The sequence below is a fragment of the Blastocatellia bacterium genome (assembly GCA_016713405.1).
Classification (GTDB): Bacteria; Acidobacteriota; Blastocatellia; order Chloracidobacteriales; family JADJPF01; genus JADJPF01.
This window is the reverse complement of sequence record JADJPF010000022.1, coordinates 274,666-300,954: the sequence shown is the minus strand read 5'-3', so window position 1 is coordinate 300,954 and position 26,289 is coordinate 274,666. Positions and strand designations below refer to the sequence as shown.

General features: G+C 34.2%; 23 protein-coding genes and 1 pseudogene. 18 read left to right on the top strand and 6 right to left on the bottom strand.

Features of this window, described 5'->3' with window-relative positions; genetic code table 11:
• Positions 1-116 precede the first annotated feature (116 nt).
• From IPK14_22775 to IPK14_22765, 3 genes are all read left to right on the top strand, one after another.
• Positions 117-2,030, top strand: a complete 1,914-nt coding sequence (locus IPK14_22775) for a hypothetical protein (protein MBK7996093.1) — start codon at positions 117-119, stop codon at positions 2,028-2,030.
• Between the two features lie 186 nt (positions 2,031-2,216).
• Complete coding sequence (locus tag IPK14_22770) at positions 2,217-4,088, top strand: hypothetical protein (protein MBK7996092.1); 1,872 nt, start codon at positions 2,217-2,219, stop codon at positions 4,086-4,088.
• Positions 4,079-5,851: a GAF domain-containing protein gene (locus IPK14_22765; protein ID MBK7996091.1), complete on the top strand. Its 1,773-nt coding sequence runs from the start codon at positions 4,079-4,081 to the stop codon at positions 5,849-5,851. Before IPK14_22770 ends, IPK14_22765 begins: the two co-directional genes overlap by 10 nt.
• Here the strand turns inward: IPK14_22765 and IPK14_22760 are convergent.
• Positions 5,848-6,387 carry a TonB family protein gene (locus tag IPK14_22760; GenBank protein ID MBK7996090.1) on the bottom strand — a complete coding sequence of 180 codons (540 nt, stop codon included), beginning with the start codon at positions 6,385-6,387 and terminating at the stop codon, positions 5,848-5,850. The genes IPK14_22765 and IPK14_22760 overlap by 4 nt on opposite strands.
• Before the next feature lie 131 nt (positions 6,388-6,518).
• A complete protein-coding gene (locus IPK14_22755; protein ID MBK7996089.1) occupies positions 6,519-7,970 on the bottom strand; it encodes a hypothetical protein in 1,452 nt (483 codons plus the stop codon).
• 194 nt (positions 7,971-8,164) lie between these two features.
• On the opposite strand from IPK14_22755, the gene IPK14_22750 reads away from it, so the two are divergent.
• From IPK14_22750 to ppk1, 6 genes and pseudogenes are all read left to right on the top strand, one after another.
• A complete protein-coding gene (locus tag IPK14_22750; GenBank protein ID MBK7996088.1) occupies positions 8,165-8,689 on the top strand; it encodes a putative metal-dependent hydrolase in 525 nt (174 codons plus the stop codon).
• Between the two features lie 21 nt (positions 8,690-8,710).
• A complete protein-coding gene (locus IPK14_22745) occupies positions 8,711-9,040 on the top strand; it encodes a hypothetical protein (protein ID MBK7996087.1) in 330 nt (109 codons plus the stop codon).
• A gap of 21 nt (positions 9,041-9,061) precedes the next feature.
• The gene (locus tag IPK14_22740; protein ID MBK7996086.1) at positions 9,062-10,360 is read left to right on the top strand and encodes a serine hydrolase; all 1,299 of its coding nucleotides are present in this window, start codon (positions 9,062-9,064) and stop codon (positions 10,358-10,360) included.
• Positions 10,361-10,583: 223 nt separating this feature from the next.
• Positions 10,584-12,500, top strand: a complete 1,917-nt coding sequence (locus IPK14_22735; GenBank protein ID MBK7996085.1) for a sigma 54-interacting transcriptional regulator — start codon at positions 10,584-10,586, stop codon at positions 12,498-12,500.
• A gap of 33 nt (positions 12,501-12,533) precedes the next feature.
• Positions 12,534-12,827, top strand: coding sequence for a hypothetical protein (locus tag IPK14_22730; GenBank protein MBK7996084.1), 294 nt, complete (start codon positions 12,534-12,536; stop codon positions 12,825-12,827).
• A gap of 32 nt (positions 12,828-12,859) precedes the next feature.
• Positions 12,860-14,984: pseudogene (ppk1, locus tag IPK14_22725) on the top strand (polyphosphate kinase 1).
• Positions 14,985-15,053: 69 nt separating this feature from the next.
• Here the strand turns inward: ppk1 and IPK14_22720 are convergent.
• Positions 15,054-15,434, bottom strand: a complete 381-nt coding sequence (locus IPK14_22720; protein MBK7996083.1) for a hypothetical protein — start codon at positions 15,432-15,434, stop codon at positions 15,054-15,056.
• A 253-nt stretch (positions 15,435-15,687) separates the two neighbouring features.
• On the opposite strand from IPK14_22720, the gene IPK14_22715 reads away from it, so the two are divergent.
• From IPK14_22715 to IPK14_22690, 6 genes are all read left to right on the top strand, one after another.
• Positions 15,688-16,161 carry an ATP synthase F0 subunit B gene (locus tag IPK14_22715; GenBank protein MBK7996082.1) on the top strand — a complete coding sequence of 158 codons (474 nt, stop codon included), beginning with the start codon at positions 15,688-15,690 and terminating at the stop codon, positions 16,159-16,161.
• 3 nt (positions 16,162-16,164) lie between these two features.
• Positions 16,165-16,713 carry an ATP synthase F0 subunit B gene (locus tag IPK14_22710; protein MBK7996081.1) on the top strand — a complete coding sequence of 183 codons (549 nt, stop codon included), beginning with the start codon at positions 16,165-16,167 and terminating at the stop codon, positions 16,711-16,713.
• Positions 16,714-16,716: 3 nt separating this feature from the next.
• Positions 16,717-17,259 carry an ATP synthase F1 subunit delta gene (atpH, locus tag IPK14_22705; GenBank protein ID MBK7996080.1) on the top strand — a complete coding sequence of 181 codons (543 nt, stop codon included), beginning with the start codon at positions 16,717-16,719 and terminating at the stop codon, positions 17,257-17,259.
• A 68-nt stretch (positions 17,260-17,327) separates the two neighbouring features.
• Positions 17,328-18,875, top strand: a complete 1,548-nt coding sequence (atpA, locus tag IPK14_22700) for a F0F1 ATP synthase subunit alpha (protein MBK7996079.1) — start codon at positions 17,328-17,330, stop codon at positions 18,873-18,875.
• A gap of 80 nt (positions 18,876-18,955) precedes the next feature.
• On the top strand, positions 18,956-19,840 hold the full coding sequence (gene atpG, locus IPK14_22695) for an ATP synthase F1 subunit gamma (protein MBK7996078.1): 885 nt from the start codon (positions 18,956-18,958) through the stop codon (positions 19,838-19,840).
• 165 nt (positions 19,841-20,005) lie between these two features.
• Complete coding sequence (locus IPK14_22690) at positions 20,006-20,497, top strand: hypothetical protein (GenBank protein ID MBK7996077.1); 492 nt, start codon at positions 20,006-20,008, stop codon at positions 20,495-20,497.
• A gap of 69 nt (positions 20,498-20,566) precedes the next feature.
• On the opposite strand, the gene IPK14_22685 is transcribed toward IPK14_22690, so the two are convergent.
• Positions 20,567-21,304, bottom strand: a complete 738-nt coding sequence (locus IPK14_22685) for an NAD-dependent deacylase (protein MBK7996076.1) — start codon at positions 21,302-21,304, stop codon at positions 20,567-20,569.
• A 13-nt stretch (positions 21,305-21,317) separates the two neighbouring features.
• Complete coding sequence (locus IPK14_22680) at positions 21,318-22,634, bottom strand: tetratricopeptide repeat protein (GenBank protein ID MBK7996075.1); 1,317 nt, start codon at positions 22,632-22,634, stop codon at positions 21,318-21,320.
• Between the two features lie 242 nt (positions 22,635-22,876).
• Here IPK14_22680 and IPK14_22675 point away from each other — a divergent pair, with 242 nt between their 5' ends.
• Genes IPK14_22675 through IPK14_22665 form a run of 3 tightly spaced genes read left to right on the top strand, consistent with a single transcriptional unit; the run spans position 22,877 to position 24,731 of the window.
• Complete coding sequence (locus IPK14_22675; protein ID MBK7996074.1) at positions 22,877-23,236, top strand: hypothetical protein; 360 nt, start codon at positions 22,877-22,879, stop codon at positions 23,234-23,236.
• Positions 23,237-23,240: 4 nt separating this feature from the next.
• Complete coding sequence (locus tag IPK14_22670) at positions 23,241-24,011, top strand: creatininase family protein (GenBank protein MBK7996073.1); 771 nt, start codon at positions 23,241-23,243, stop codon at positions 24,009-24,011.
• A 12-nt stretch (positions 24,012-24,023) separates the two neighbouring features.
• Positions 24,024-24,731, top strand: a complete 708-nt coding sequence (locus tag IPK14_22665; protein ID MBK7996072.1) for a hypothetical protein — start codon at positions 24,024-24,026, stop codon at positions 24,729-24,731.
• A 26-nt stretch (positions 24,732-24,757) separates the two neighbouring features.
• Here the strand turns inward: IPK14_22665 and IPK14_22660 are convergent, their stop codons facing one another.
• Complete coding sequence (locus tag IPK14_22660; protein ID MBK7996071.1) at positions 24,758-26,278, bottom strand: SMP-30/gluconolactonase/LRE family protein; 1,521 nt, start codon at positions 26,276-26,278, stop codon at positions 24,758-24,760.
• Positions 26,279-26,289 lie beyond the last annotated feature (11 nt).

The following is a 26,289-nucleotide window of genomic DNA, read 5'->3' as shown; positions in this document are numbered from 1 at the left end:
GTAAAATTTTTAGTTAAATCTAAACAAAAAAGGAAAGGATTTAAATCCTTTCCTTTTTTATTTTGTAATTAAAAATTAAAATATAAATTAATCTACCTCCAATTTTAGGAAACCTTATGCAATCTATTAAATCTATTAAATCTATTAAATCTATTAAATCTATTAAATCATTAACAAAAAACTTAAATTTACTATTTTTATTATTAATAATACTGTTAAGTTATCAGACCAATGTTTTTGCAGATCAACTTAAACAAAATAAACCTATAAAGATAAAAACTAAAGTTTCACTACCTACTTTTACTATAAATAAAGAGCGAGTCATTAAGTTAAATACAGCTAATAAAGAAAGTTCTGACAACATAGCACCTCTAGCAATACCTTCTGGAATAACTCTAAGTAAAGTTTCTTTTTATGGTGTTGATTCAAGTAGTAGTGTAATTGTCTCGGCTGATACTAATGAAGATCGAGTGCCTGAAACCAATGACACTTTTATTGCTGCTGATGATCCAGCTAATGAAATCCCTACAGCAATGTCAATTAGTAGAACAACAGGAAAAATCTATATTGGTTTTGTTGCTGCTGATGGGCCAAATAAACAAAATGGTCAAATAGTAATTACAAATAATAGCAAAGGCGATTTTAAGGCAAGTAAAGAGTCTAGTTTTTCTACTGGTAAAGGTACACCCTTGGGATTAACAGTTCTTAATACAACTAAAGGGGACGTTTTAATTGTTGCTAGTTTATTCTTTTCACAAGGCTTATTTGATATAAATGACCAGGATAGCTATACAATTACAGCTTATTTACCTAATTCTAATGGTGTTCCTGATGGTAAAAATAAAGTAACTATACTAGCAGCTAATTCATTATTAAATAATCGTACAATTAATTTTGGTTTTGGTGGCTTAGCCCTAGATAGCAAAGGCAATCTTTATGCTAATGTCACTTCTAAATTTAAGTTTGGCAGTATTACACAATTAACTGGGGCAATAATGAGTTTTACTGATAGTAACAATGATCAAATCCCTGATAAAGCTAGTATTTTTGCAACTGCAACTGCAACTGATAGTAATCCAACAACAGCAAGTTCAATTGTGCCAATAACTAATGCAAAAGGCGAACAACAATTTTATGTTTATGGAATAAATGATGTTTTAGCTAAATCTTCTCAAATTGTGATATACAACGATTTAGACCAAGACTTAAAAGCTGACAGCGGGCCAAGTGTTTTTTATACGGCAACTTCAGAATTTCAAGGCATTATTGGTTTTTTTGGCAATGAAACCTCCGCCATTACAACAAGTAAACTAGATTTTAGCGATGGACAAGCCCTATTTGCTTTTAGCAGTTTTGACAGCACTGGAAATATAGTTACTGACGGCGGTGTAGCACTACTTAAAGATAATGGGACAGGTCAACCTAGCTCAGAAATGAAAGTCTTTGCTGCTCCAAAAATGGGAGAAAATGTAGCTACTATTAGCTTTGTTTTAGGTGTACCAGGTAGCAATGATAAGCTTTCACCTACTGCAAAAATCTTAAATATATCTACTGGGCAAAAATTTGAGAGCAGCAGTAAATTTACCATCAATTTTTCTTCTAGTGATGATATAGGTGTAATTTCACATAATATTTTATTTGCAATTAATGGAGATGTTTTTGAGCCTTTAATACTTGGACTTGCTGGAAGCACAAATTCATTTCAATTTACTATTCCCAATATTGCTACAACAAATGCTGCTATTAGATTACAAGCACTGGATTTAGCAGGTAATGTTGGAAGTGATACTGTTATGCCGCTAATTATTGAAACAGATGGCATTAACCCTACAGTAATAGTTATAGCCCCAAAAAATAAAGAAAAGCTAAAAGGAAATACTATGTTTACTATTACTTTTACTTCTTCAGATGATCGAGGAGTTGTATCACATGATTTTCAGTTTTCCCAGACAATGGAGCAAATTTTGTTACTTTTGCACAAGGACTACCTGGTAATTTACAATCGCTTACTATTCCTGTTCCAAATATGAAAATTAAACAAGGACTAATCAAAGTTATTGCTAGAGATGCAGCAGGAAACGTTGGAGAAGGAATTTCTGGAATCTTTAAGATTAAACCTACAAAATAATAAAAATAATTAAGATAAATAGTCAAAATACCTGATAAACTTAGTAATATTAAAAACCTAGCCCTACTTCTTATAGCTTAAAAATACTATGCGATATATTTTAGCTATAGTGATATGCCTACTATCTATTACTATAGCACAAGCCCAGATATACCGATTTAAGGTCTACAACTCAACTAGTGGACTGCCTAATAATCAAGTTTATAGTATTTTTCAAGACCATCTTGGCTATATTTGGTTTGGGACAGAAGGCGGATTATGCCGCTATGATGGAGTTGAATATAAGGTTTTTGATACCAAACAAGGTTTAATTAACCCTATTGTTAGAGCAATTATTGAAGATCGTGAGCATAACATATGGTTAATGACTAGGGGCGGATTAAGTCGTTATGATGGACAAAAGTTTACTAACTTCACTACTGAGAATGGTTTAGCACATAATGAAACTCGCTCTGCTCTACTTGCAAAAGATGGCACACTTTGGTTTGGTACTGCTAATGGATTAAGTCATTATAATGGAGAAAAATTTACTAATTATGGTGTAGCTGAAGGTTTACCAAATGGCTTAGTTGGCTCATTAATTCAAGATAATAATGGGGTAATTTGGGCAGGTATTCGTGGAGGTGGATTAGCTAAATTTGATGGAAAAACTTTTACTGTTTTTGGTTTAGCTGAAGGTTTACCAGATCTAAATATTTTCGGTATGGCAAAGGATGAAAAAAATAACCTTTGGCTAGCCACTGGTCAAGGTCTTTGTCAATTTGATGGAAAAACCTTTCATTGCTATAAAACTGCTGATGGATTGGGCAGTGAACGTGGTAGCGGGGTTTTAGTAGATCGTCATAACCGAGTTTGGTTTGCTACTTATGGAGGAGGAATTAGCCGGGTAGAAACAGACCAAAAAATTAGTGTTTTTAATCGGAATAATGGGCTTCCAGATAATTACTTAATTACTCTTTTTGAAGATTACGAAGGTAATATTTGGGGTGGGACAATGTGGAATGGAGGTTTTAAGTTTGGCAATGAACTTTTTGCTAACTATACTAAAACTCTAGGTTTAGATGGTCTAATGACAGGTGTTGAAGAATCTTCTAAGGGGGTACTTTGGTTTTCTTCTATTAATATTGGTTTATTTAGCTTTGATAAAACTAACAAAGTTACTCATTTTACTAATAAAGAAGGGTTGCTAGAAGACGATATTTGGGCATTAATCGTAGATGGCAAAAACCGAGTTTGGACATCAGGCCATCAAGGAGCAAGCTTTTATGATGGAAATCAATTTAAGAAATTTTCCTTAGCAGAAATAGGACAAACAAACCGAATTACAACAATGATAGAAGACCTTCAAGGCCATATCTGGTTTGGCTCAAATTGGTCTGGAAGCAGTGGAATTTCTGTTTATGATGGAAAAAATTTTTCTCAATATTCGCAAATAGATGGTCTAGCCTACAATCAAATTAATTCTTTTGCTTTAGATAAAGCTGGAAATCTTTGGATCTGCACTTATTCAGGCTTAAGCCGTTTTGATGGCAAAACCTTTACTAATTACACCCGAAAAGATGGACTTCCAGATAATTTAATTACTTGTGCTTATGAAGATGAAAAAGGCAATCTTTGGGTTGGAACTGCTAGAGGTCTGGCTAGATTTGATGGAAAGCAGTTTGAGAACTATACAATCAAGGATGGGCTAATTAGCAACTTTATTCGTACTATTACTAGTAACGAAGGTTTGCTTTGGGTTGGTACATCTGGGGGTTTATCAACTTTTGATGGCAGCAAATTTAAGAATTATACGGTTAAAGACGGTTTAATTAGTGATGATATTTCTCTATCAACTTTTCTTAGGCGACGTGATGGAAGTATCTGGTTTGGCACAGCAGAAGGTGTTTCACGCTACCGCCAAGTTAAAGAAACAGTTTTATCCCTGGCCCTAGGGTTTATATTAATGGTTTGCGCTTAGGCAATACTTTAGTTTCATCTGCTCCAAATATTTCTTTACCCTATAATCAAAACACAATTTCTTTTGATTTTGTAGCATTATCTTTTACGGATGAAGACTTAGTGCGTTATAGTTATTTACTAGAAAACTTTGAAGGTGAGTGGTCACAACCTAGCACAGAACGCACTACACGTTTTACCAACCTTCCCGCAGGTCAATATAAATTTTTGGTCAAAGCTCGCTCTAGCTCAGGGCTTTGGAGTGAACCACAAACTTTGTTAGTAGAAATCTTGCCTCCCTATTGGCAAACAACTTGGTTTCGCCTTTTGCTACTTTTTAGCACTGTAACTTTAATAGCTGGTATTTTTTCTTGGCGTGTCAGTAGACTAAATTATCATCATAACCAACGAATAGAGAGCCTAACACAACTACTAGAAAGTATTAGGGTTATTAACTCAAAACTAGACCTACAACTGGTTTTACAAAATATTGTTTCAGAAAGTGCTAATTTAGTTGGTGGAGAGGCTGGAGGAATTGGATTAATTAAAGAAAATAAACTAGTTTTTGAGCATGTCTGGTATAAAGATCATTGGGAAAAAACTACTTTAGAGTTTCCTCTTAATCAAGGTATTGCTGGGCTTGTTGCTGCAACAGGTCAAACTATTATTGTTAATGACCCTATGCAAGATAGCCGAGTGATTTATCCAGCATTAATTAAAAAATATAACCTACAAGGCTTTATGGATGTACCTATTTATAGTCGTGATAGAAAAGTAATAGGTGTTTTAGATATTCGCTTAAGAGCTAATCGAGTTGCTTTTAATCTTGCAGACGCTCGTTTAGTAGAGTCTTTAGCCGAGCAAGTTGCTGTAGCTATTGAAAATGCAGAGCTTTACGGTTCTCTTGCGGAAAAAAACTTAATGATTATTGAATCATTAAAAGAGATAGAAAAACTCTATAGCAATGAACAAGAAGTCACCCGCCGATTACAAGAATTAAACAATAAATTAAAGGAAGTCAATGAGTTAAAAACTAACTTTATGATTGTTACTTCTCATGAAATGCGCACACCTTTAACAGTCTTAAAGGGCTATCATGAAGTGCTTTTAGACCTACAGCCAGAAAACCTTTCTGCTTCACAAAAGCGAGCTTTGCAAACCTGCCAAAGAACCATAGAAAGACTAATTAATATTGTTAATGATATTTTGGAAATGCTAAGAATTGAAGAAAAGTGCATCAGCCTAAAATTAACAAACTTTAATTTATCAGACCTTATTTTAGATATAGTTAATGAAATAAAACCATTTGTAGAGAAAAGAAACCTAAAAATAAATATAAAAGTGCCTGATGAAGCTTTGATCTTAGAAGCAGATGTAGAAAAAATAAGGTTAGTTTTGTTAAATTTAATTCAAAATGCAATTAAATTTACTCATGACAATGGTTTAATAGAAATAATTGCAAATAAAGAAGATAGCCAACTGCATTTGATCATCAAAGATAGTGGTATAGGAATAGTTGCTAGTGAAATTGATCATATTTTTGAAAAATTTTACACAGGGCATGACACAATTCATCATAAATCTGGAAAATATGAATTTGGTGCGCGAGGTGCAGGACTAGGTTTAGCAATTGCTAAAAGCTATTTAGAAGCTCATTCTGGAAAAATTTGGGTAGAGTCCGAAGGAAAAGGAAAAGGGGCTGAATTTCATATAATTATTGATACTACAGCAAAATTCTTAGGTAGTAAAAAAGATAGTCTTTCCAAAGAAGCTATAAATGCTTAATTAATCTTAAAGTTAAAAGCTATGCGTCCAGAAAATCCGTTATTACTTTTTTCAAAAATCCATTTTTGAGCAGCTTGTAAAGCAGAAGATTTAAAGACATTATTACCTGCTAAAAATAATACTTTATCTACTTTACCTTCAGCATTAACTAAAACTCCAACAATTACTCGGCCTTGTTGTTGAGTAAGTTTAGCAACATCAGGATAAGTAGCTGCTACTTTTTTTATAGCTTTACCTTCAAGACTAGCCTGCATATGCAAATCAAAAACTTCTTCTGAAGCAGCATTAAGACTAATGTTAGTGATAGATTCTGATTTTAAGCCATCTTTTTCCACCACCAACTTATAACTACCTATAGAGAGATCTAAAATTTGATAGCCTCCATTTTCATCAGTTGTTACACTAGTAATAACTTGTTGTTCTTCATCCTTTACAGTAATAGTTGCACCTGTGACAGGTTTGCCAAAATCATCTTTTACTGTACCTTTTATTGAGGCTGTAATTGTTTGTCCAAAGCTAACTGTAATGGTTAGCAAAATAATTAATACAATTAGTAATATTTGGTTTTCATTACCAACTTCTCCCAGATTCAGGTAAAAGTTTGCACTACGTCTACGAAAGCGGGAGAATGACAGCCTAAAAATTTAGGCTGTCATAAATATAAAACTTAATTATTTTCCTTACTTAATTTCTTAAGTAGTAGGTGAGCAAGTCTTTGCATTTCTGCAATTTCATTACGTTTTTTGTCAAGTTCTTCACCTGAAAGACCAGCTAAAGACTCAGTAACTATAGTAGAGGTGCTAGTACCATCAATCCAAATTGTATGTTGAGTATTAACTCTAGTTAAGTCAAACTGAGTTTCATTGTTTGTCACCATAAATGTACGTGTTTGACCTGCTGCTAGAATATCGCTTAATTCACCATTCCCAGCAAATGTAATGTCAAAAACCTGGTCAACTCGGTTAAGGCTTTCTATTACTACTTGAGGAGCGCGAGCAGCAACAGTGCCTGTATTACGCACTACTACGGAAAAATCAGATCCATTTTGATTATTAAGTGTTCTAGTCAAACGATCTATAACTAAATTAGCTCTTGGAGGTGTAATGGTATCCGTCATAAAGTCTACAGAAACATCAACTCTTTGTGTATCTGACAAAAATGGTAAGTCAAAAAGCTGACTAAAGCTGGCTGAACGTGCTTGTGGGAGAGTTGTTTGTGTAAAAACTCCAGCAGAAGTAATTCCAGAGAATCCATTAACAAAAGTTCTTCTAGTTTCAAGAAGATTTCCACCGCCATCAAATACTCTTAAAGTAACTTGAACAAAAGCAGCATCAGCCCCACCATTATTTCTTACAAAACCAAATGCCATTAACTTTCCTTGTTGGTTAGCACGTAGCAGCATAGATCCTGGTACAACTTGGACTACTGCCATAGGGTTAGTGCCACCTGGTCTAGGCATAATTGTAAGTGAAATAGTTGCTGTTCGTTGAATTTGTCCTGCTGTAGCAGTTATTAAAGCACTATAGCCGCCAACAGGAAGATTAGCACTAGCAAATTGCAGCGTAGCACTATCAGCAGGGGCATCTAGTGTTTGTTTAGAAAGCTGAAAAGGAACATTTGGCGTAGTAAGTACACTTAAAGAAACTTGTCTAGCAAAATCTGTCTCGCCTTGAGTTCTTATAGTAAAGTTTACTGGATCACCCTGCAAAACAACGCTATTAGGAGGAGTTACAGTTAAATTAAATTGAGGAACATTAACTGTTAAGCTACCACTAGTATTTCTAACTTTATTTTTTCTCGTTCCAGCAACTAATATTGATAGGTTCTGAGCATTAGCTGTAGGAGAAGTGGTGACTGTTATTGTTACACTACCGCCAGCATTAATTGTTGGACTACTTAATGTAGCTGTAACATCAGGTGAAGAAGGTGAAAGTGTAACGGCTAGTGGAACAGCTTTGCGAAAGCCATTAATAGGCTGAGAAGTAACTGTAAAAGTTGCTTGACGACCAGCGTTAATTGTTTGATTAGGTGGGGACAAACTTAAAGAAAAATCTTTTTGCGCCCAAGCTGTATGACAAAATGCTAACAAAAAAAACAGGGCTACCAAGTATTGACGCATAAGGCCTCCTAAGAAATTTTGGTAGTTAGTTTGCTAATCTAACAAACTCCTAAATTAGTATTTATAGATTACAAAATTCAAATAATAATTTAAGTATTTTCAAGGCAAGTGCTGTTACTGTAACATAAAAGTCAATTTTTTGGAAGTATTTAGCCAATTTTACCTAAAACTAAAAATTAAAAGGAATAGATTATATGGACTTAAGATATCCCATAGGAAAATTTCAATATAATGAAGAAGAAGTAATAAATAGTAGAGATAAATTTATAAATGAAATAGCAACACTAGCAGAAAAACTAACCGCTGTCTTAAATAACCTAACAGAAGAACAACTCAACACCCCTTATAGGGAAGGAGGTTGGACGATCAAACAAGTAGTCCATCATTTAGCAGATAGTCATATGAATAGCTTTATTAGATTTAAGCTAGCTTTAACTGAGAATAACCCTGTAATAAAGCCTTATGATGAAAACCTATGGGCAGAGTTATCAGACTCTAAAATACCAATAAATTTATCTCTTGACCTAATAAATTCTTTACATCAAAGATGGGTTATTTTATTAAATTCAATGACTGCAACGGATTACCAAAAAACTTTAACTCATCCTGAAATCGGCCAACTAGACTTAAACAAATGTTTAGCTTTGTATGCTTGGCATGGAAATCATCACACAGCACATATTGCTTTCCTTAAAGAAAGAAATGGCTGGAAAAACTAGTAAATTTATCTAGTCTGTTATATGAAATTAAACAATATTTTTGCTTATTTAATTGGACTTATAGTTCTAGCCTTGTCATTGCTTATTTATATGCAATATGTATTTATGCTAGGCTTTCCCGATGGTTTTATAACAGAATTAGAGTATGCTCAAAGACAATTAGCCTACGTATTTATTACAGTAAGTATTATTTTGGCTTTCTGTTTTATTTATTTAGGCTACTTAGCTTCAAAAAAAGATGTTGGTAAAAAATTATTAATAGCTACTATTACATACTTAATATGTATAATTGCTATATATTGTATTAACTATTATTATCAGCTAAACCTTACAGATAGTAATGGTGGATAATAAAAATAGGATAAACCTAAAATGATTAAAAATTTTCTTGTTTCCTTAATTTTATGTTTATTTTTGGCTTGTATAGCAGTTGCACAAGATAAAACTCCTTTAGAAAAACGTGTTGAAGATGTTATTGGGTTATTTAGTAAAACTCCTGATAAATATGAGGAAATTTTTGATAAAGAATTTCTTAAAGAAGTTTCTAAAGATCAATTAACAGAACTTTTTACTAAGTCTTTTGATCAACTTGGTCGATGTATAAAAATTAATCGTCTTGTAAGCGAACAACCTGGAGTTAATAAATTTGAGCTTATTTTTGAAAAAGGTTTTTCTGCTCAAATGACTATTATTGTTGATTCTAAACAACCTTATTACATTACAGGTTTGTCTTTAGATCCGGCAACTCCCATAGCTGAAAACTTAAATGCAATAGTTGAAGAACTTAAAAAATTTCCAGGTGAAACCTCTTTTATAGCAGCTAAACTTAAAGATGGAAAACTACAAACTTTAGCTTCTCATAATGCTGATAAACCTTTAGCTATAGGATCTACATTTAAGCTTTATATATTAAGTGAACTACTAAGATCTATTAAAGCAGGTGAGCATAAATGGACAGAAGTAGTTAATTTGCAAGAAGATTCCAGGTCTTTGCCATCAGGAATGCTCCAAAAATGGCCTGTAGGTTCTCCCATTACTTTGCATACTTTAGCATCCTTGATGATCTCAATAAGTGATAATACTGCTACTGATCAGTTAATAAAATTTCTTGGTAGAGAAAAAATAGAAAAGATGTTAACCGCTGCTGGCAATACTAAACCAGAACTTAATATTCCTTTCTTAAAAACCATTGAAATGTCTAAGTTAAAGTTAGAGCCTTCTGGAAAAATGGCAGACATTTATATTGCTAAAGACGCTAATGCTCGCCGTGAAATGCTAAACAATGATGTATCTAAAATAGATAAACAAAACTTAAAATCTTTTTCTAAACCTCTTTATATTGATAAATTAGAGTGGTTTGCATCTGCAAATGACTTAGCCCGTTTGTTAAACTACTTACGTGAACAAACAGAAAGCGAAGAAACTAAAACAGCAAGAGGTGTTTTAGCAATTAATCCTGGTATAAATATTTCAGAAAAAGACTGGCCCTATGTTGGTTATAAGGGTGGCTCAGAACCAGGTGTACTAAATCTTACTTACTTATTACAGTCTAGCAAAGGAGAATGGTTTTTTCTTTCTTTAGGTTGGAATAATGTAAATGCTCCTCTTGACCAAAATAAATTAATTAAAATTACTAAAAGTTCTATTGATTTACTTAAAAACTCACAATGATATTATAAAATTTATCTCAAAACTTGCTTCTTCCTATGCTAAACTCATTTGCAAATATAAAATAACTTTACTTTGATATAAGTAATATATAGCTAGTCAATTTTATTAATAATATATAATACTTATACTATTAATTATTCAAACAGTTGACATTAATAGTTAGTTTATGTTAGTAGTCTTGACACTATAGCTTAAGATAATTTGTGGGAAAATTAACAAACTTATGAGAATGCAAGACATTGCCAAAAAGCTAAAACGTGAAACCTCTACTACCTCACCAAATACTATTTCAAAAACTGCTGTCCCACAAACCTCAACAAATAAAACAGTTAGTGGAAAAGTCCGTGAGCAAACCCCACAATGGTTGCTACTAGAAGAACTGCATAGAGGCTATAAAGATTTTGCAGAAAACATTATCAATCAACCAGGTTTAACAGAATCAGAAAGAGTTTTACTTAAAGGAATGCGTGCTGCATGGCAAGAAGAAACTACTGTAGCTAAACAACTTCTGCATCAAGCAGCTAATCAATTATCAGGAATTAATAAGTGCTGGGCCCATATTTCTTTAGCAAATCTTTTTTTAGATTTAGGTGATGATGATTCCGTAGATTACGCTATTTCCCGCGCTCGTCGCTACTCTTTTGAAGATAGACTTGACCGTCAATGTCTCTCTGTAATGGTTGAACTGCTAGACGCACGTGTAGATATTGAGCGTGGCGCACATGAAAGAGCATTGCGAACCATCAATAATTGTTTAGAAGATTGTGGCGATCCATTTTTACAAGGTTTTGCTTCTTATTTATTTGGATGTTTAGGAAGATTTTCAGAAAAGGCACTTGAAAACCGCGTTGAAAAACTACAAGAAGCTGTAGATATATTTCAAAACCAAATAATTAATCATTATTTTTTAGCACTAACTAAATTAGAGCTTTCTCATTGTGATATTGAATTAGCCGAGGCTTTAGAACTAGCCCGTGCAGCAACTAAAGAATTAAAATCCCTTGGGCGTAATCGTGAAGCAGGTGCAGCACAAACTCGTGTAAATGAGCTAGAAGAAAAACTTAAAAAAACTTCTATAAGTCAAAAACCTGCTCAAGCAACAAATCATGACCGTGTAGGCGATTGTTTATTTGTTTCAGCTTCAATGCGAGCAATTAGACTTAGATTAGACGCAATCAGCGCGGCAGAGCGTGATCCGGTTTTAATTTTAGGCCCTCGCGGATCAGGTAAAGAAATGCTTGCTCAATCTATCCATTCACTTAGCCCCAGACAAAGTGGGCCAATGCTAGCTATAAACTGTGGAGCATTGCCAGATCAATTAGTAGAAAGTGAGCTTTTTGGTTATGAAAAAGGGGCTTTTACTGGAGCAGCAACACAAAAACGAGGTCTCTTTGAACTAGCACAAGATGGAACTTTATTTTTAGATGAAATTGGTGAGCTTCCTCCACAATCTCAAACTAAATTACTTAGAGTCTTGCAAATGCGCCAGTTTCGTCGCGTTGGTGGAACAAGTGAGATTTTTACCAATGCCCGCATTATTGCTGCAACCAACCGAGATTTAGACGAAATGTCTCAATCAGGAAACTTTAGAGAAGATTTACTAGATCGTCTATCTGTTTGGCGGCTTCGCATCCCACCTTTAAGCAAACGCCGGGAAGAAATCTTGCCTCTTGCCCAAGAATTTCTAAACCGCTATGGTGATGGCATAGATTATCAATTAGACTCCAGTGCTAAGCAATTTTTACTGGAAAAAGACTACCCCGGTAATATCCGAGTTTTAGAAAATGACATTCGCCGTAGCATAGGCAATGCTCGTGCTGCAAATACTACTATTATAAATGCTTCAATGATTTGTGAAGAGTTTGAAATAGAAAATTTTTCACAATTAAATCAACAACAAAGTAGTTCTACTGGCAAAAGTAACAAAAATAGCTCTGAGCCTTATAAAATAGCATCTATGTCAGACATTCCTAATTTTGAAGAAGCTATGCTTAATTTTGAACGTCAACTACTTACCCAAGCCTTAGCTGCCTGTCAATGGAGTAAAAAACTTGCTGCTAATGCTTTAGGAATGAGTGAAAGAACCTTTTGGCGTGCAGTTCAACGTCATAAATTACATACTCGCCCCGACGATTTTTAGCCAATACAAAATTAATAGAAAGGCTGTTAACTTATGCAAAGAATGCGTATTGATCTTGATGGTGTGCCGTTAAAAAGTCCTCAAGGACGTGTACTATGTATTTTTCGCTTTCGTACTACAGATGGGATAGTTCTAGCAATTCCAGAAAGCGTTGATGTTACTATCCCTTGGTCAGCAATTAAAGAAGCATCATTAGATCTTGTTTTAGGACATATAAGCATTTGTTTTCATTCTAACGCAAACTCTCGCCCACGTTGGTTAGGCGAAGTAGATATAGTCATTGGAGAATGGACAGACCGCCAACTTCTGTCTGAAGTTCCAAAATAAACATTAAATAGCTGTTATCCTAAGGAGTCATCATGGCGGCATCAGAAATTTCAACAACCGCTTTACCTGTTACTACACCATCAAAAAAAACTAATAGCTTAGCTTTAGAAAAAAATTTACTTTTTAATCGTGAATTAAGTTGGATTGAGTTTAATCGTCGCGTTTTAGAAGAAGCTTTAGATCAAAGCCGTCCCCTACTTGAAAGACTTAAATTTTTAGCAATTTTTTCTACCAATTTAGACGAGTTTTTTATGATTCGTGTTTCTGGCTTAAAACAACAAATGGAAGCCGAAATGCCTATTATATCGCTTGATGGAATGAGTCCAGCAGAACAATTACTAGCGGTTGCTACTACGCTAAACCCATTAATTGAACTTCAGATGTCATGCTTAAAAGAAAAAATATTGCCAGAGCTAGCAAATGCTGGTATTCGTATTATTGCTTATGATCAACTTAATAGCAATGAAAGAACTGAGGTTGATACTTATTACCATGAAAATATTTTTCCTGTGTTAACTCCTTTAGCAGTAGATCCTTCGCATCCATTCCCTTATATTTCTAACTTAAGCTTAAACTTAGCTGTTTTTGTTGTTGGGCCAGATGACGAAGAAATGCCGCCTCGGTTTGCTCGTATTAAAGTCCCGCCTGTTATTCCTAGGCTTATACCTGTTACCACAAACAGTGGGCATAAGTTTGTTTTTTTAGAACAAGTTATTTCTGCAAACATACATTCTTTATTTCCAGAAATGAATATTATTGCTTGTCATCCTTTTCGTACCACTAGAAATGCAGAAATTGAAATAGAAGAAGATGAAGCCGATGACCTACTAAAAACCGTAGAACAACAACTGCGCCAACGTCGTTTTGGGTCTTGTGTTCGTCTTGAAGTTGATACAACTATGCCTCCTGTTATGGTGACATATTTGCGTAGAGAAGTTGACTTAGAGGAAACAGATGTTTTTATTGTTGATGGCCCGCTCCATGTACCAGATTTATTAGCACTTTACAAACTTGACTACCCACAATTAAAAGATCGTGGGTTTACTCCTGCTATACCTCCTGCTTTAGCTAATGAGGAAAATATTTTTGATGTCTTACGTAGACAAGATATCTTACTACATCACCCTTATGATTCTTTTGCTCCAGTAGTTGATTTTATACAAGCTGCTGCGGTTGACCCTAAAGTATTAGCTATAAAGCAAACTCTCTATAGAACTAGTGGGGATTCTCCAATAGTTTCGGCTTTAATTGCTGCAAGTGAAGCAGGTAAACAAGTTGCTGTAATTGTTGAATTAAAAGCTAGATTTGATGAGGAAAATAATATCATTTGGGCCCGTAAAATGGAGCGTTCTGGCGTTCATGTTGTCTATGGTTTGCTTGGTGTAAAAAACCCACTGCAAAGTAGCTTTGGTTGTTCGTCAAGAAGAAGGCAATATTCGCCGTTACGTACATTTCAGTACGGGTAATTACAACCCAACAACAGCAAAAATTTATACTGACATAGGGCTACTTACATCTAATCCTCAAATTGGGGCAGATGTCTCAGAACTTTTTAATTTTCTAACAGGTTATTCCCGGCAAAGAAATTATCGTAAATTAATGGTTGCTCCAATTCATTTACGTGAAAGAATGGTTGGACTAATTGAAAGAGAAATTGAACATCATCGTTCGGGTCGTCCTAGTCGTATCATTATTAAAATCAATAGTTTAACTGACACTAAAATAATTCGTACACTCTATGAAGCCTCTCAAGCAGGAATTGCTATTAGCTTAATTGTTCGCGGTGTTTGCTGTTTACGCCCTGGTATTGTTGGTCTTTCCGACAATATTTGTGTAATTAGCATTGTAGGTCGTTTCCTAGAACATAGCCGAATATTTTATTTTGCTAATGGCGGCCAAGAGGAAATTTATGTTGGTAGTGCTGATTGGATGCAAAGAAATCTAGATCGCCGTATTGAACTAATTTTTCCTGTTGAAGACGAAAAACTAAAACAAAGATTAAAAAATGAAATTTTAGAAATCTCTTTGATGGATAATGTTGGAGCGCGTAAGTTATTATCAGATGGCAGTTATGAACGTCTACAACCTAAATCCAATGAGCCTACAATAAACTCTCAAATGACATTCCTACAAATGTGTCCTTCTATAATGGATTAAGCATATTAGACATAGTAAAACACATGGGTTTGTCTCTGTTTATAGATAGATGGATTATAATTTGTGTAATTATAATCCATCTATGTCAGATTCATTAATTGTAGTTAATTCTTCATCTGTGGTATTTTGTAAAGCTGTTTCTAGATCACTAAACTGATAATTAATCTCGTCTTCTGCATCAGTTATTACTGTAGCACTAGTAATAATATCATGGATACATCTATCTACTTCTTCAGATGGGGATAAATCTAGTAAATCATTAGCTATACGTTCTGTTTCATCATAACGACGATGACTAATTGTATATTCTAGGTCTTTTAGTAAAGAAACTAACTTTACAGGAAGGCGATCAAAATTAGTTTCTGGTACTTTTACAGTATGTTTTTCTGACACTAGTTTTATAGTTTCTGGTACTTTATTTATTATTTTTCTTTTATTTATTTTAGTCATAAAAATCCTAAACCATAAAGTAATTTATTTTCTTAGTCTCTAACACTTATCTTAAATCATTAGTCTTTAACAACAAACAATTTCTAGACAGAAAAGCGAAAACTAAGATCTTGTAACAATGGTATTTTATTAGTATAACTAGCAAGCTTCTCGTCCCAAACCCTTGACACTCGAAAAGATCATATGATATTTTCGCTTGCTTGATTAAACTATTGAAATTTAACACGATAATCTTAAATATAAAGGACAACTAATGACTACCCTGTTAATGGCAATTTCAGCAGAAGGCTTGCTTTCAGCAGACCTTTCTTTACTGGTAGTTTTAGCAATATTTATCGTTTTAGTTTATGCCTTAGATGCAATTATTTTTCAACCTATTCTTAAAGTTTTAGACCAACGGGAACGTCTCACAACTGGAGCGGTAGATGAAGCTAAAAAAGCTGCACATGATTATGATAAACAACTAGCAAATTATGAAGAAAAAATCCGTGCTGCTCGTGCAGAAAGCTATAAAATGCTAGAAGATAAACGTAAAACTGCTTTAGATGAGCGAACCCAAAAATTAGCACAGGTAAAACAAGCTATTTCCGACAAAATATCAGCTAGTAAACAAGAAATTACTAATACTACTGGTCAAGCTAAAACTAAATTAGAATCAGAATCCATACAAATTGCACAATCAATAGCCCACAATCTGCTTAAACGTCCTTTAGGAGGAGCCTTTTAATTAATGTTTACGGCGATTCTTTATTGGCAAACCCAATTAGCAACATTTTTTGTTTTCTTTTGGGCCGAAGGTGCCCACGGTGTACCATTACACTGGAAAATAATAAACCTAGTAGTCTTTCTTTCAGCAATGTTTTTGCTAGTACGAAAACCTTTTTCCCAAGCAATGGCTGATCGTAAAAGCTCTATTCAGTCAGAATTAAAGCGAGCCAAAGCTGAAAAAGAAGCGGCTGAAATCAAATTACGAGAAATTGAAGCTCGACTTAATAGACTACAAGATGAAATAACGGAAATTAAAGATAACGCAGCAAAAGAGGCCCAAGCCGAATATGCGCGTTTAAGTAAACAAACTGAAGAGGAAGCTGAACGTTTACAATCAATGGCTAGCCGAGAAATTGATGGGGCCACAAAACTAGCACAAATAGAGTTAAAACGATTTGCTGCTGAAAAGGCTATAGAACTAGCGGAAAATATTATTCGCAAAGAATTAAAGCCAGCAGATGCAGCACGTTTAGTTAACGATTTTGCTAAAGAGCTAGAAGGAGCTAGATAAAGCATGAGCATTACTACTATTGCAAATCGTTATGGACGTGCGCTTGCTGATGTAGTTTTAGCTAAAAATATCCCTACAGAAGTAAAAAATGAAATAACTTCTTTTGCTGATATGTTTGAGCAATGCCCAGAACTTAACGAGGTGTTTTCCAACCCAACAGTTTCCCAACAACAGCAAAAAAATTTGTTAGAAACCTTAATTGCTCGCACTAAACCAACAGAAACTACCTCAAACTTTCTATATGTATTGCTACAAAATTACCGCTTGCAATATTTACCACAAATTAGTGTCGCTTTTTCTCGTACCCTAGATGAACGCTTAAATATTGTCACAGCAGCAATTACAACAGTAGGCGAAATTAGTCAAGAAGAAAAAGATTTATTAAAAACTCAGTTAAGCAAGCTAACAGGCAAAGAAGTCCGCTTAAGTTTCGCTACTGATTCAACAATAATTGGTGGAGTAGTAACCCAAATAGGTAGTCAAATTTATGATGGCTCTATTCGTAACCAACTAGAACAATTACGAACAAAACTTAGTCAACAATAAAGCTAAAACCATCAAATTAATGTCACACTTTTTCTAGTGTATGGTTAACTAATAGGAAAGGCAAAGTTATGGAAACGATCAAAGCAGATGAGATAAGTAAAATTATTCGTCAACAAATAGAAGGATACCAACCCGGTGTAACAGTAACAGAAGTAGGAACTATTGTTAAAATCGGGGATGGAATTGCAGAAATTCATGGCCTAGAAAAAGTAATGGCTGGTGAATTGCTCGATTTACCACATGGTGTTGCTGGTATTGCTCTAAACTTAGAAGAAGACAAAGTAGGGGCAGTGTTATTTGGTGATTACTATAAAGTAAAAGAAGGTGACACGGTTAAGCGTACCAAACGCATTATGTCTGTTCCTGTTGGTGAAGCAATGCTAGGGCGTGTAGTTAACGCTTTAGGGCAACCAGAAGATGGACGCGGGCCTATTGCCAGCACTGGGTTTAACGCTATTGAACGTATTGCACCAGGTATTGTAGACCGTAAACCTGTTAAAGAACCTATGCAAACAGGCTTAAAAGCTATTGATGCTATGGTGCCTATTGGTCGTGGTCAACGCGAATTAATCATTGGGGATCGCCAAACTGGTAAAACCGCTGTAGCAATTGACACTATTATTAATTCTAAGGGTAAAGATTTAATTTGTATTTATGTTGCAATTGGACAAAAGAAATCTACAGTCACCCAAGTAGTAGAAAAGCTTAAACAACATGGAGCAATGGATTACACAGTTGTAGTTTCTGCTTCTGCATCTGAACCAGCAGCTATGCAATATTTAGCACCTTATGCTGGTTGTTCTATTGGAGAATATTTCCGCGATTCTAAGCGACATGTTTTATGTATTTATGATGATCTTTCTAAACATGCTGCTGCTTATCGAGAAATTTCACTCTTGTTACGTCGCCCACCGGGTCGAGAAGCTTTCCCAGGCGATGTGTTTTATCTTCACTCCCGTTTATTAGAGCGTGCTTGTAAGCTTTCTGATGCTCAAGGTGCTGGGTCATTAACAGCACTACCAATTATTGAAACTCAAGCAGGTGACATTTCTGCTTATGTACCTACCAATGTAATTTCAATTACAGACGGCCAAATATTTTTAGAAACAGACCTTTTTAATGCTGGTGTTCGTCCAGCAATTAACGTAGGTTTGTCAGTTTCAAGAGTAGGTGGATCAGCACAAATTAAAGCTATGAAACAAGTTGCAGGTACTCTACGACTAGACTTAGCACAATTTCGTGAGTTAGCTGCATTTGCTCAATTTGGTTCAGACCTAGATAAAGCTACTCAACAGCAATTAGCTCGTGGTCAGCGATTAACTGAATTATTAAAACAAAATCAATACCAACCTTTAGCAGTAGAAAAACAAGTTTTCCTTATTTGGGCAGGTACAGCTAAAGAAGGCTACTTAGATGATATTCCAGTTAATCAAATCCGAGCATTTGAAGGTGGACTACTATCATTTTTAGAAAATTCAAAAGGTAGTTTGTTAGAAAAGATTCGTGAAAAGAAAGACTTAACCGACGAGATCAAGAGCGAAATGGCTTCAGCAATTAAAGAGTTTAAGCAAACTTACTCAGCCGATGGTGGCAAATTAGCTAAAGCTAAGGCTTAAAAAGTTAACTTTAAAATCTTAATCTATCTCAACTAAAAGCTAGCTATACAACTAGCTTTTAGTAAAATCTTAGGAATCTTATGCCTAATCTACAGGGAATTAGACGACGTATTCGCTCAGTCAAAAATATGCGCCAAATTACTAAAGCTATGAAGTTAGTTTCTGCTTCTAAGCTATCACGCGCTCAAAACCGTATTACAGCCGCTAGACCTTATTCCATTAAATTAAGGGAAATGTTAGGTAATTTAGCTTCTCGTGCTGGGGAATATCAACATCCATTATTAGAAGTGCGGGGTGATGAGCATTATTTAGTTGTAGTGGTTACTTCAGATAAAGGTCTATGTGGTGCATTTAATACCAACCTACTAAAAACAGCCCTACAATTTATTAGAGATAATCCAAATAAAAGAGTAGAGTTTCTTACTATAGGCCGTAAAGGTCGTGACTTTATCCGTCGTCGATCTTTTCCTATTATTAATGAATATGTTGGACTAATATCTAAAACAATAACTTATACAGAAGCATCAGAAATTGCTGTAGAAGTTATTAAGCTGTTTACTGAAGAAGTAGAAGGAAAATCTCGTCCAGACAAAATATTTATTCTATATAATGAATTTAAGTCTGCTATTCAACAAAACCAAATCTTTAACCAGATTCTGCCTTTAGCATCACTAAATAACCAAACAGATGACAAAGTAGCAGCAAGTGCAACAGATTATATTTATGAACAACCTCCAGAAGAGATTTTAAGTCAATTGCTACCACATTATGTAGAAACTCAACTTTTTACCGCACTACTAGATTCTGTAGCAGCCGAACATGGCGCAAGAATGGCAGCAATGGATTCTGCAAGTAAGAACGCTACAGAAGTAATTAATAAGCTAACACTAGGAATGAACCGAGTTCGTCAAGCTGCAATTACTAGAGAAATTATTGAAGTTGTTAGCGGTGCTGCGGCTCTTTAGTAATTTATTTAAGTTTATTTCAAAAAGCACAAGAAAATCTCTTGTGCTTTTTTATTTTGCGGAAAAATTTTCTATTTTACTGGAAAAATTTTATGCAATTTTTATATTTACTGGTATTAACTTTACGAGCAAAATTTCCAATTGCGTCCAAACAAGGAGCAACTTATGTCAGATATAAAAATTAATGATTCTGCGATTAAGATTCAACCTCTTAACCAAGAAGTAAAATTAGAACAAGCCTTAAATCGCAGCGGTAATTTCCAAGGACAAAATGTTAATGCGGCTCTTCCTCCAACAGAATCACCATTGTTAGACGCAAATATAAAGAAATCCTTAAGTGCTAGTGTTGCTCAACCACCTGTAGAGTCACCTTTTGCAACTGATTCATCAAATATTAAAACCAAAGGTTATAGTTTTAATTCTGCAACAAATAAAGCACAATCAACACCAACTAATGAAGAACTTCTAGATTTTGCGCTTAATAATACTAATAGTAGTAAGATTTCTAAATACTTAGAACAGGACGTTGCAGCAAATAAAGCTGTTGCAGCTATTCGTAGGGGACAATCAGAAATACAATCTAATCAAACACCTCAGTTAAGCAGCAATACCGAGACTAATTTAGCTAATTTAGCTAAGAAGATTTTTCGCCAATAAACTTCTCTAATAATTCCCCTAAGAAAAATTAGGGGAATTGCTTTCTTTTTAACAATCCCTTTTATTTTCTTAAACTTCCATACCAAATAATAAAGGTAATATTTCTTCTGCCTTTCCTATTATTTCTTCATCAAAAACATTATTAGGTGGGTTCGTTGCTTCTAAATTAACAAATATTGTACGCGCTCCAACATATTTTGCTGATCTAACAAAATTACTAGCTGGATATACTGTACCTGAAGTTCCTACAGCAATAAAAAGATCACAATCTCTTAAAGCTCCTTTTGACAACCATTCTTCTTTAGCCCCTATAGGCTCATCAAATAAAACAATGTCTGGTCTTAGTACACTAGAACATTTAGGGCAAATAGGTAAAATATCTAAATCATAAACTTTATCATCTTCATAAGAAACCAAATCACAATTAGTATTACTACATTTTGTTCTAAAAGCTGATCCATGTAATTCTATTACTTCCTTTGAGTCTGCTTTTTTATGTAAACCATCTATATTTTGTGTAATTAAAGTTATATTTTGCCCAGCAAAAGCATTTTTTTGTAAATAAGCAATTGCTAAATGAGCTTGATTAGGCTTTATCTCTAAATGTTGTTTACGTATTTTTAAAACTAACTGCCAAATTGCTTTAGGGTTTTTCCTGACATTAATAGCATTAGGAATATCTTCTTCGCTCATTTCTGTCCAAAGTCCATTTGGGCCACGAAAAGGGCGCAACCCAGAAGCAACAGAAATTCCTGCCCCTGTTAAAATTATTATTTGTCTGTAGTTATTGATATTTAACGGTTTCATCTTACAAGGTTAGTTAAAAACTAAATTGATAAGTTTTATCTTTCCCCTCTCCATTTTCTATAATTTTCAACCGAATTTTTTCAAATTCACGATATAAATTAAATTGTAAACTATTTATTTGCTCATTTTGCGGGTCTATAGCTAAACCTTCCCCCAAATAATTTAATGCTTTTTTAGCTGAATTTTGTAATTTTTCTATATCTTCTGTTTTCCAGCTTTTTACTGGATGATAAGTACGTCCTACACGTTCTTTAACTATATATATTTGCATCAAATCCGTTACGTCATTAGCATAAGCAAGAGCTAATTTCATATAACTATCTGATTGATTTCTAGGAGTTTGCTCTAGCATACGCGCTCTAGCTAAAAGCCATTGCTCATATTCTTCCCGATCTCCTGTAGTTTTATAAATATTTGCTAATTCAAGATACACTTCATTTTTTCTATTTAGATCTTTGGTTTTTTGTAAAATTAGTCGAAACTCCCCTACAGAACGATCTAAGAAAATTTTATTACGCTCTTTATCTGCATTAGAATCATTTATATACTGATTCCAAATTGAACGAGCATAATAAATATGAGCATCTAAATTATCTGGATTATTTTCTAAAGCTTTAGCAAAAAGTTTTTCTGCATCTTCAAAATTACGTACAGTAAACTCTCTTTGTCCTTTAGCATAATTATCCCAAAACATTGGTAAAGCCATTAAACCACTATACGCAACTACTATACCTAAAGTAGCAGTAATTAAAAAAGCTCCTCCACTCTTAACAACTGCTAATTTTAAGTCTCGAAAACTTTCATTAATGCGCTTATCATTTATAGACAAAAACTTATAAATTCTTATACCACATCTACTACTAAACCAAAGTGTTCTTAAAAATAAAACAAAACTTGCTATAGCAGTAATAGGAGTAAGTATTAATAGAGGGAAAAACCAAAAATGAAATTTTAAGAAATCCCAACTAACTCCAGCAGCACTTTTACAGCTATTAAGTTGTTCAAAACTATCTGCCAAAAATCTTTCTGCTTGAACGGCTTCGGCTGATTCTTCAAATCTGACATAAGTCCCGCAATGACGACAAGAAGCATCCCGGCTCATAATAAATTGGTTACAATTGCGACAACGAATAGGAGTATTAGAACTTAGGCGACGAACTAGAAATTCTGGTAAAGGAGCAGCATTTACTTTTTCTTCTCTGCTAGCACTAATTAAAGCAATATGTTGACAACGGCCACAAAACTGTGTTTCTACATCAAACATATCTGATTGGTGACAAACTTCGCACCGTTCTTGGACATTAACAGTCTTGATCTTTATGTCAGACATAATTACCTCCAACTAAAGCCCATTTTTATTTTTAAAAAAGTTTTAGGGATTATATTTAGGATAAAAAATTTTTATAAAGCATACAACAACCTATAGAATTTGGGCAATTAAATAAAATAAATGTAGAAACTTAGCCAATAGTACTAAGAAATATTTTGAATGGGCAAGTTTATAGTTTATGTAAACTTGTGATAAAATGAGCTACATTTTTTATCAATTTCTTTAATACATAAGTAAAAACTATGAGTGATACATTAAAGACAGACGAATTAAAGAAAGCCTTAGAATTTATTGTTGAACAACAAGCTGTGTTATTTACTCGAATAGAACAATTAGCCGATAACGTCATAGCACTAAAAGATATAGCTGTTGCTAATGCTAATTCGCTAGAAAAACTTACTAATCTTTTAGAAAGATTAGTTGGAGTTCAAGAAAAAACTGATAACAATGTAGTTTTTTTAGCTAAATGTCAGGAAAAAGTTAATAATGAATTTTTAGAACTTGTTCAAACTCACGCCCAAACAGAAGAAAAACTTAATATTTTTATTAATATTTTTGAAAATTATCTTAATCAATCAAAAGATATAAAATCGCCTAAGTAATCTTATGTCCAAATACCTTTTTAGTAACAAAACTTGGGTGGAAATCAGCCAGTATATCGAAGAACAAGCTATTTTGCTTTTGCCTGTAGGCTCAACTGAAGCACACGGGCCACACTTGCCACTAGCAACAGACAGCATTATTTCTAGTCAAATGGCTATTTGTACAGCAGAAAAACTTGAAAACCTAGGGTATAAAGCTTTAGTTCTCCCCACTATTTCCTATAGCGTAACAGATTTTAGTGCTGATTTTGCTGGATCGATTTCTATTTCCATAGAAACAGCCAAAGCAGTATTAAAAGACATTTTTCGCTCAGTAATTAAACAAGGATTTTTCTATATCGCTGTAGCCAACAGCCATCTTGAGCCAGCCCATATTAAATCTATTGAAATAGCTTGTCAGGAAATTAGCCAAGAAATAGGTGTAAATATTTGTTTTCCTGATAAATGTCGCCGTCGTTGGGCTAGTAAACTTACAAATGAATTTCGTTCTGGTGCCTGTCATGCCGGCTCTTATGAAAGTTCTTTAGTAATGGCAGTATCTCCAGAACTTGTTAAAGAAGAAATACGCCAAAACTTACCTCCAAATAATATTAGTCTTTCTGAAGCTATACGAGCCGGTATAACTACTTTTAAGCAAGCTGGCGGAGAGCAAGCCTATTTTGGTATCCCTTCAGAAGCTTCTATAGAGGAAGGAAAAGCCTCTTACCAAGTTTTATCAGATATGTTAATAACAGCAATATTTGAAACTTTCCCAGAATTAAATAAATCTACTTAATTTTAATCAATAATGGCAGAACAAATAGAACATAATCTAACTATTTCTACTAGTGCAATATTAATAGGTCTTACTCCATTAATTCCTATTCCTTTTGCTGATGATCTGGCAAAAACTTATTTTCAGCGTCGTTTAGTGCGTAGTCTTGCTAGTGAGCAGAAAAAAAATCTCTCTGATGAAGCAATTAAAGAATTGGTTGATGAGGAAAAATCTGGTTGTTTATCAGGTTGTTTAACTACAATACTAATTTATCCATTTAAGTTTATATTTCGTAAAGTCTTTTTTTTCTTAGAAATAAAACGATCTATAGATATTATTAGCCGCACATATCATTATGGATATTTACTAGAATATTCATTTAAGCAAGATTTTTGTCAACCTTTGGGCAGTTATTCCCCATCACAAATTCGGGAAGCTATTCAAGCAACTTGTAGTGAGATAGGCACAAATCCAATAGAAAAAGCTATTCAAGCAACTTTTAAGCAGTCCAAACAAACAATAAAAGAGCTTGCTGATATACTTTGGAAAAATCTTTCTAAAATTACAGGAAAGCCAAATGAAGAAGACCTGAAAAAAGCAGCAGAAACAGTTGAATCTGCTGAAGCACGCACTGGAGTAACAGCACAACTACAAAAAGCCCTAGTAAACGTGCCAGCAGATTATTTTCAACACTTAAATCAAAGGCTAGTTTATCATTTACAAAATCCTAAAAAACAATAAACTTTAACTTTGCATTTTATAGTTAACTACTGAGTTATCATTAAGTTAAGAGTGGTTGTACGTACCCGACCAGAACTATCTGTTCCTGTAAATATTATTTGCTGCATCCCTGTAACAGCCTTTTTCTTTGTTTTAAGACTAAAACTAACACTTGTACTACTACTTGATTGTGTAGAAGGTGTAATTTTTATTTTTAATGATTTTTGTATATCTGCCGATGGAGCAGTAACCGTTACACTATCAGCAAATCCGGCAATTCTTTGGATGTTAAGCATAAGATCAGCCTTTTTTCCACGTGCAATTGTTACTGTAGCAGGGTTAAAGCTTAAGGAAAAATCTGGGCTAGGACTAGTGCTTGTTACTAGTAAACTAATCTGTTGGCTTTTAGTAATGCTTCCTGATGTGACACTCAAAGTTAAATTATAAGTATCAAGTGGAGTTGTTGCATCAGTATTTATTGTTAACATTGCACTTGTGCCAGGCATTAAACTATTTTGAGAAAGTATAGCGGTAATTTGATTATTTGGTGAAGTAACACTTAAATTAACTAAGTCTGAAAACATTCCCAAAGCTTGAACGCTAATATCAAAGCTAGCAGACATTCCAGCTACAACAGTTTGGCTTGTAGGGTTAACACCTAAATTAAAAGTATTTGTAGCAAATCTATGACCTGTAACAGCCATTTTTGCAGTATAAATTGAAGTTCTAGCTGTTACATAAAGAGTTTTTAGGTCTGCACCTCCAAAAGTACAATTAGACGGTGCTTCAGGAAATTGAATTAACCCTAAAGATCTTCCATCAGGTGAAATTACTTCTATTGCGCTAATGCCGGGACGAGTAACATAAATATTGCCTAGGGAATCTACTGTCATTCCATCGCCATTACTGCTTGATTGTAAAGTAATTGTTCTGCCCTGTCCTATTTGTCCAGGTGAAGTAACAGGATAAACCATCATTGTTGGCTGACCTGAAAGGACATAAAGCGTTTTTTCATCAGGTGATAAAATTACCCCATTTGGTCGAGAAAGATTGTCAATTATTCTTGTCACTTGTCCACTTGTGCTTAAATAATAAACCCCCATTTTATCTTGAACCATTGGCCCAGAAAAAACAGGGTCAGAAAAATAAATTCCACCTTGTCCATCTATAACAATATCATTAGGACGATCAAAACGTTTATTTTGAAAACTATCTGCTAAAACTGAAATGTTTTTACTATTAATATCTATAGAAATAATACGGCCTGTATTTCCCTGACATGCCAGTAATTTATTATTGCTATCAAAAATTAAACCATTACAACCTTGGGAATTTTCTAAAAAAGTGGTGACACGTCCTTGTAAGTCAAGTTTATGGATCCGACTAGTAGCAACATCAGTAAAATAAACATTCCCATCAATATCTGATGCAGGGCCTTCGGTAAAACTAAAGCCCATTCCAGCACGTTTGATAGGCTCTATAGGGCCAATATTTGGAATTTGTGCCATTAATTCTTTAGCGGAAACCCCTAAAATTAAGACTAGTAATAATACTCGCCAAAATAACATATTCCTTACTC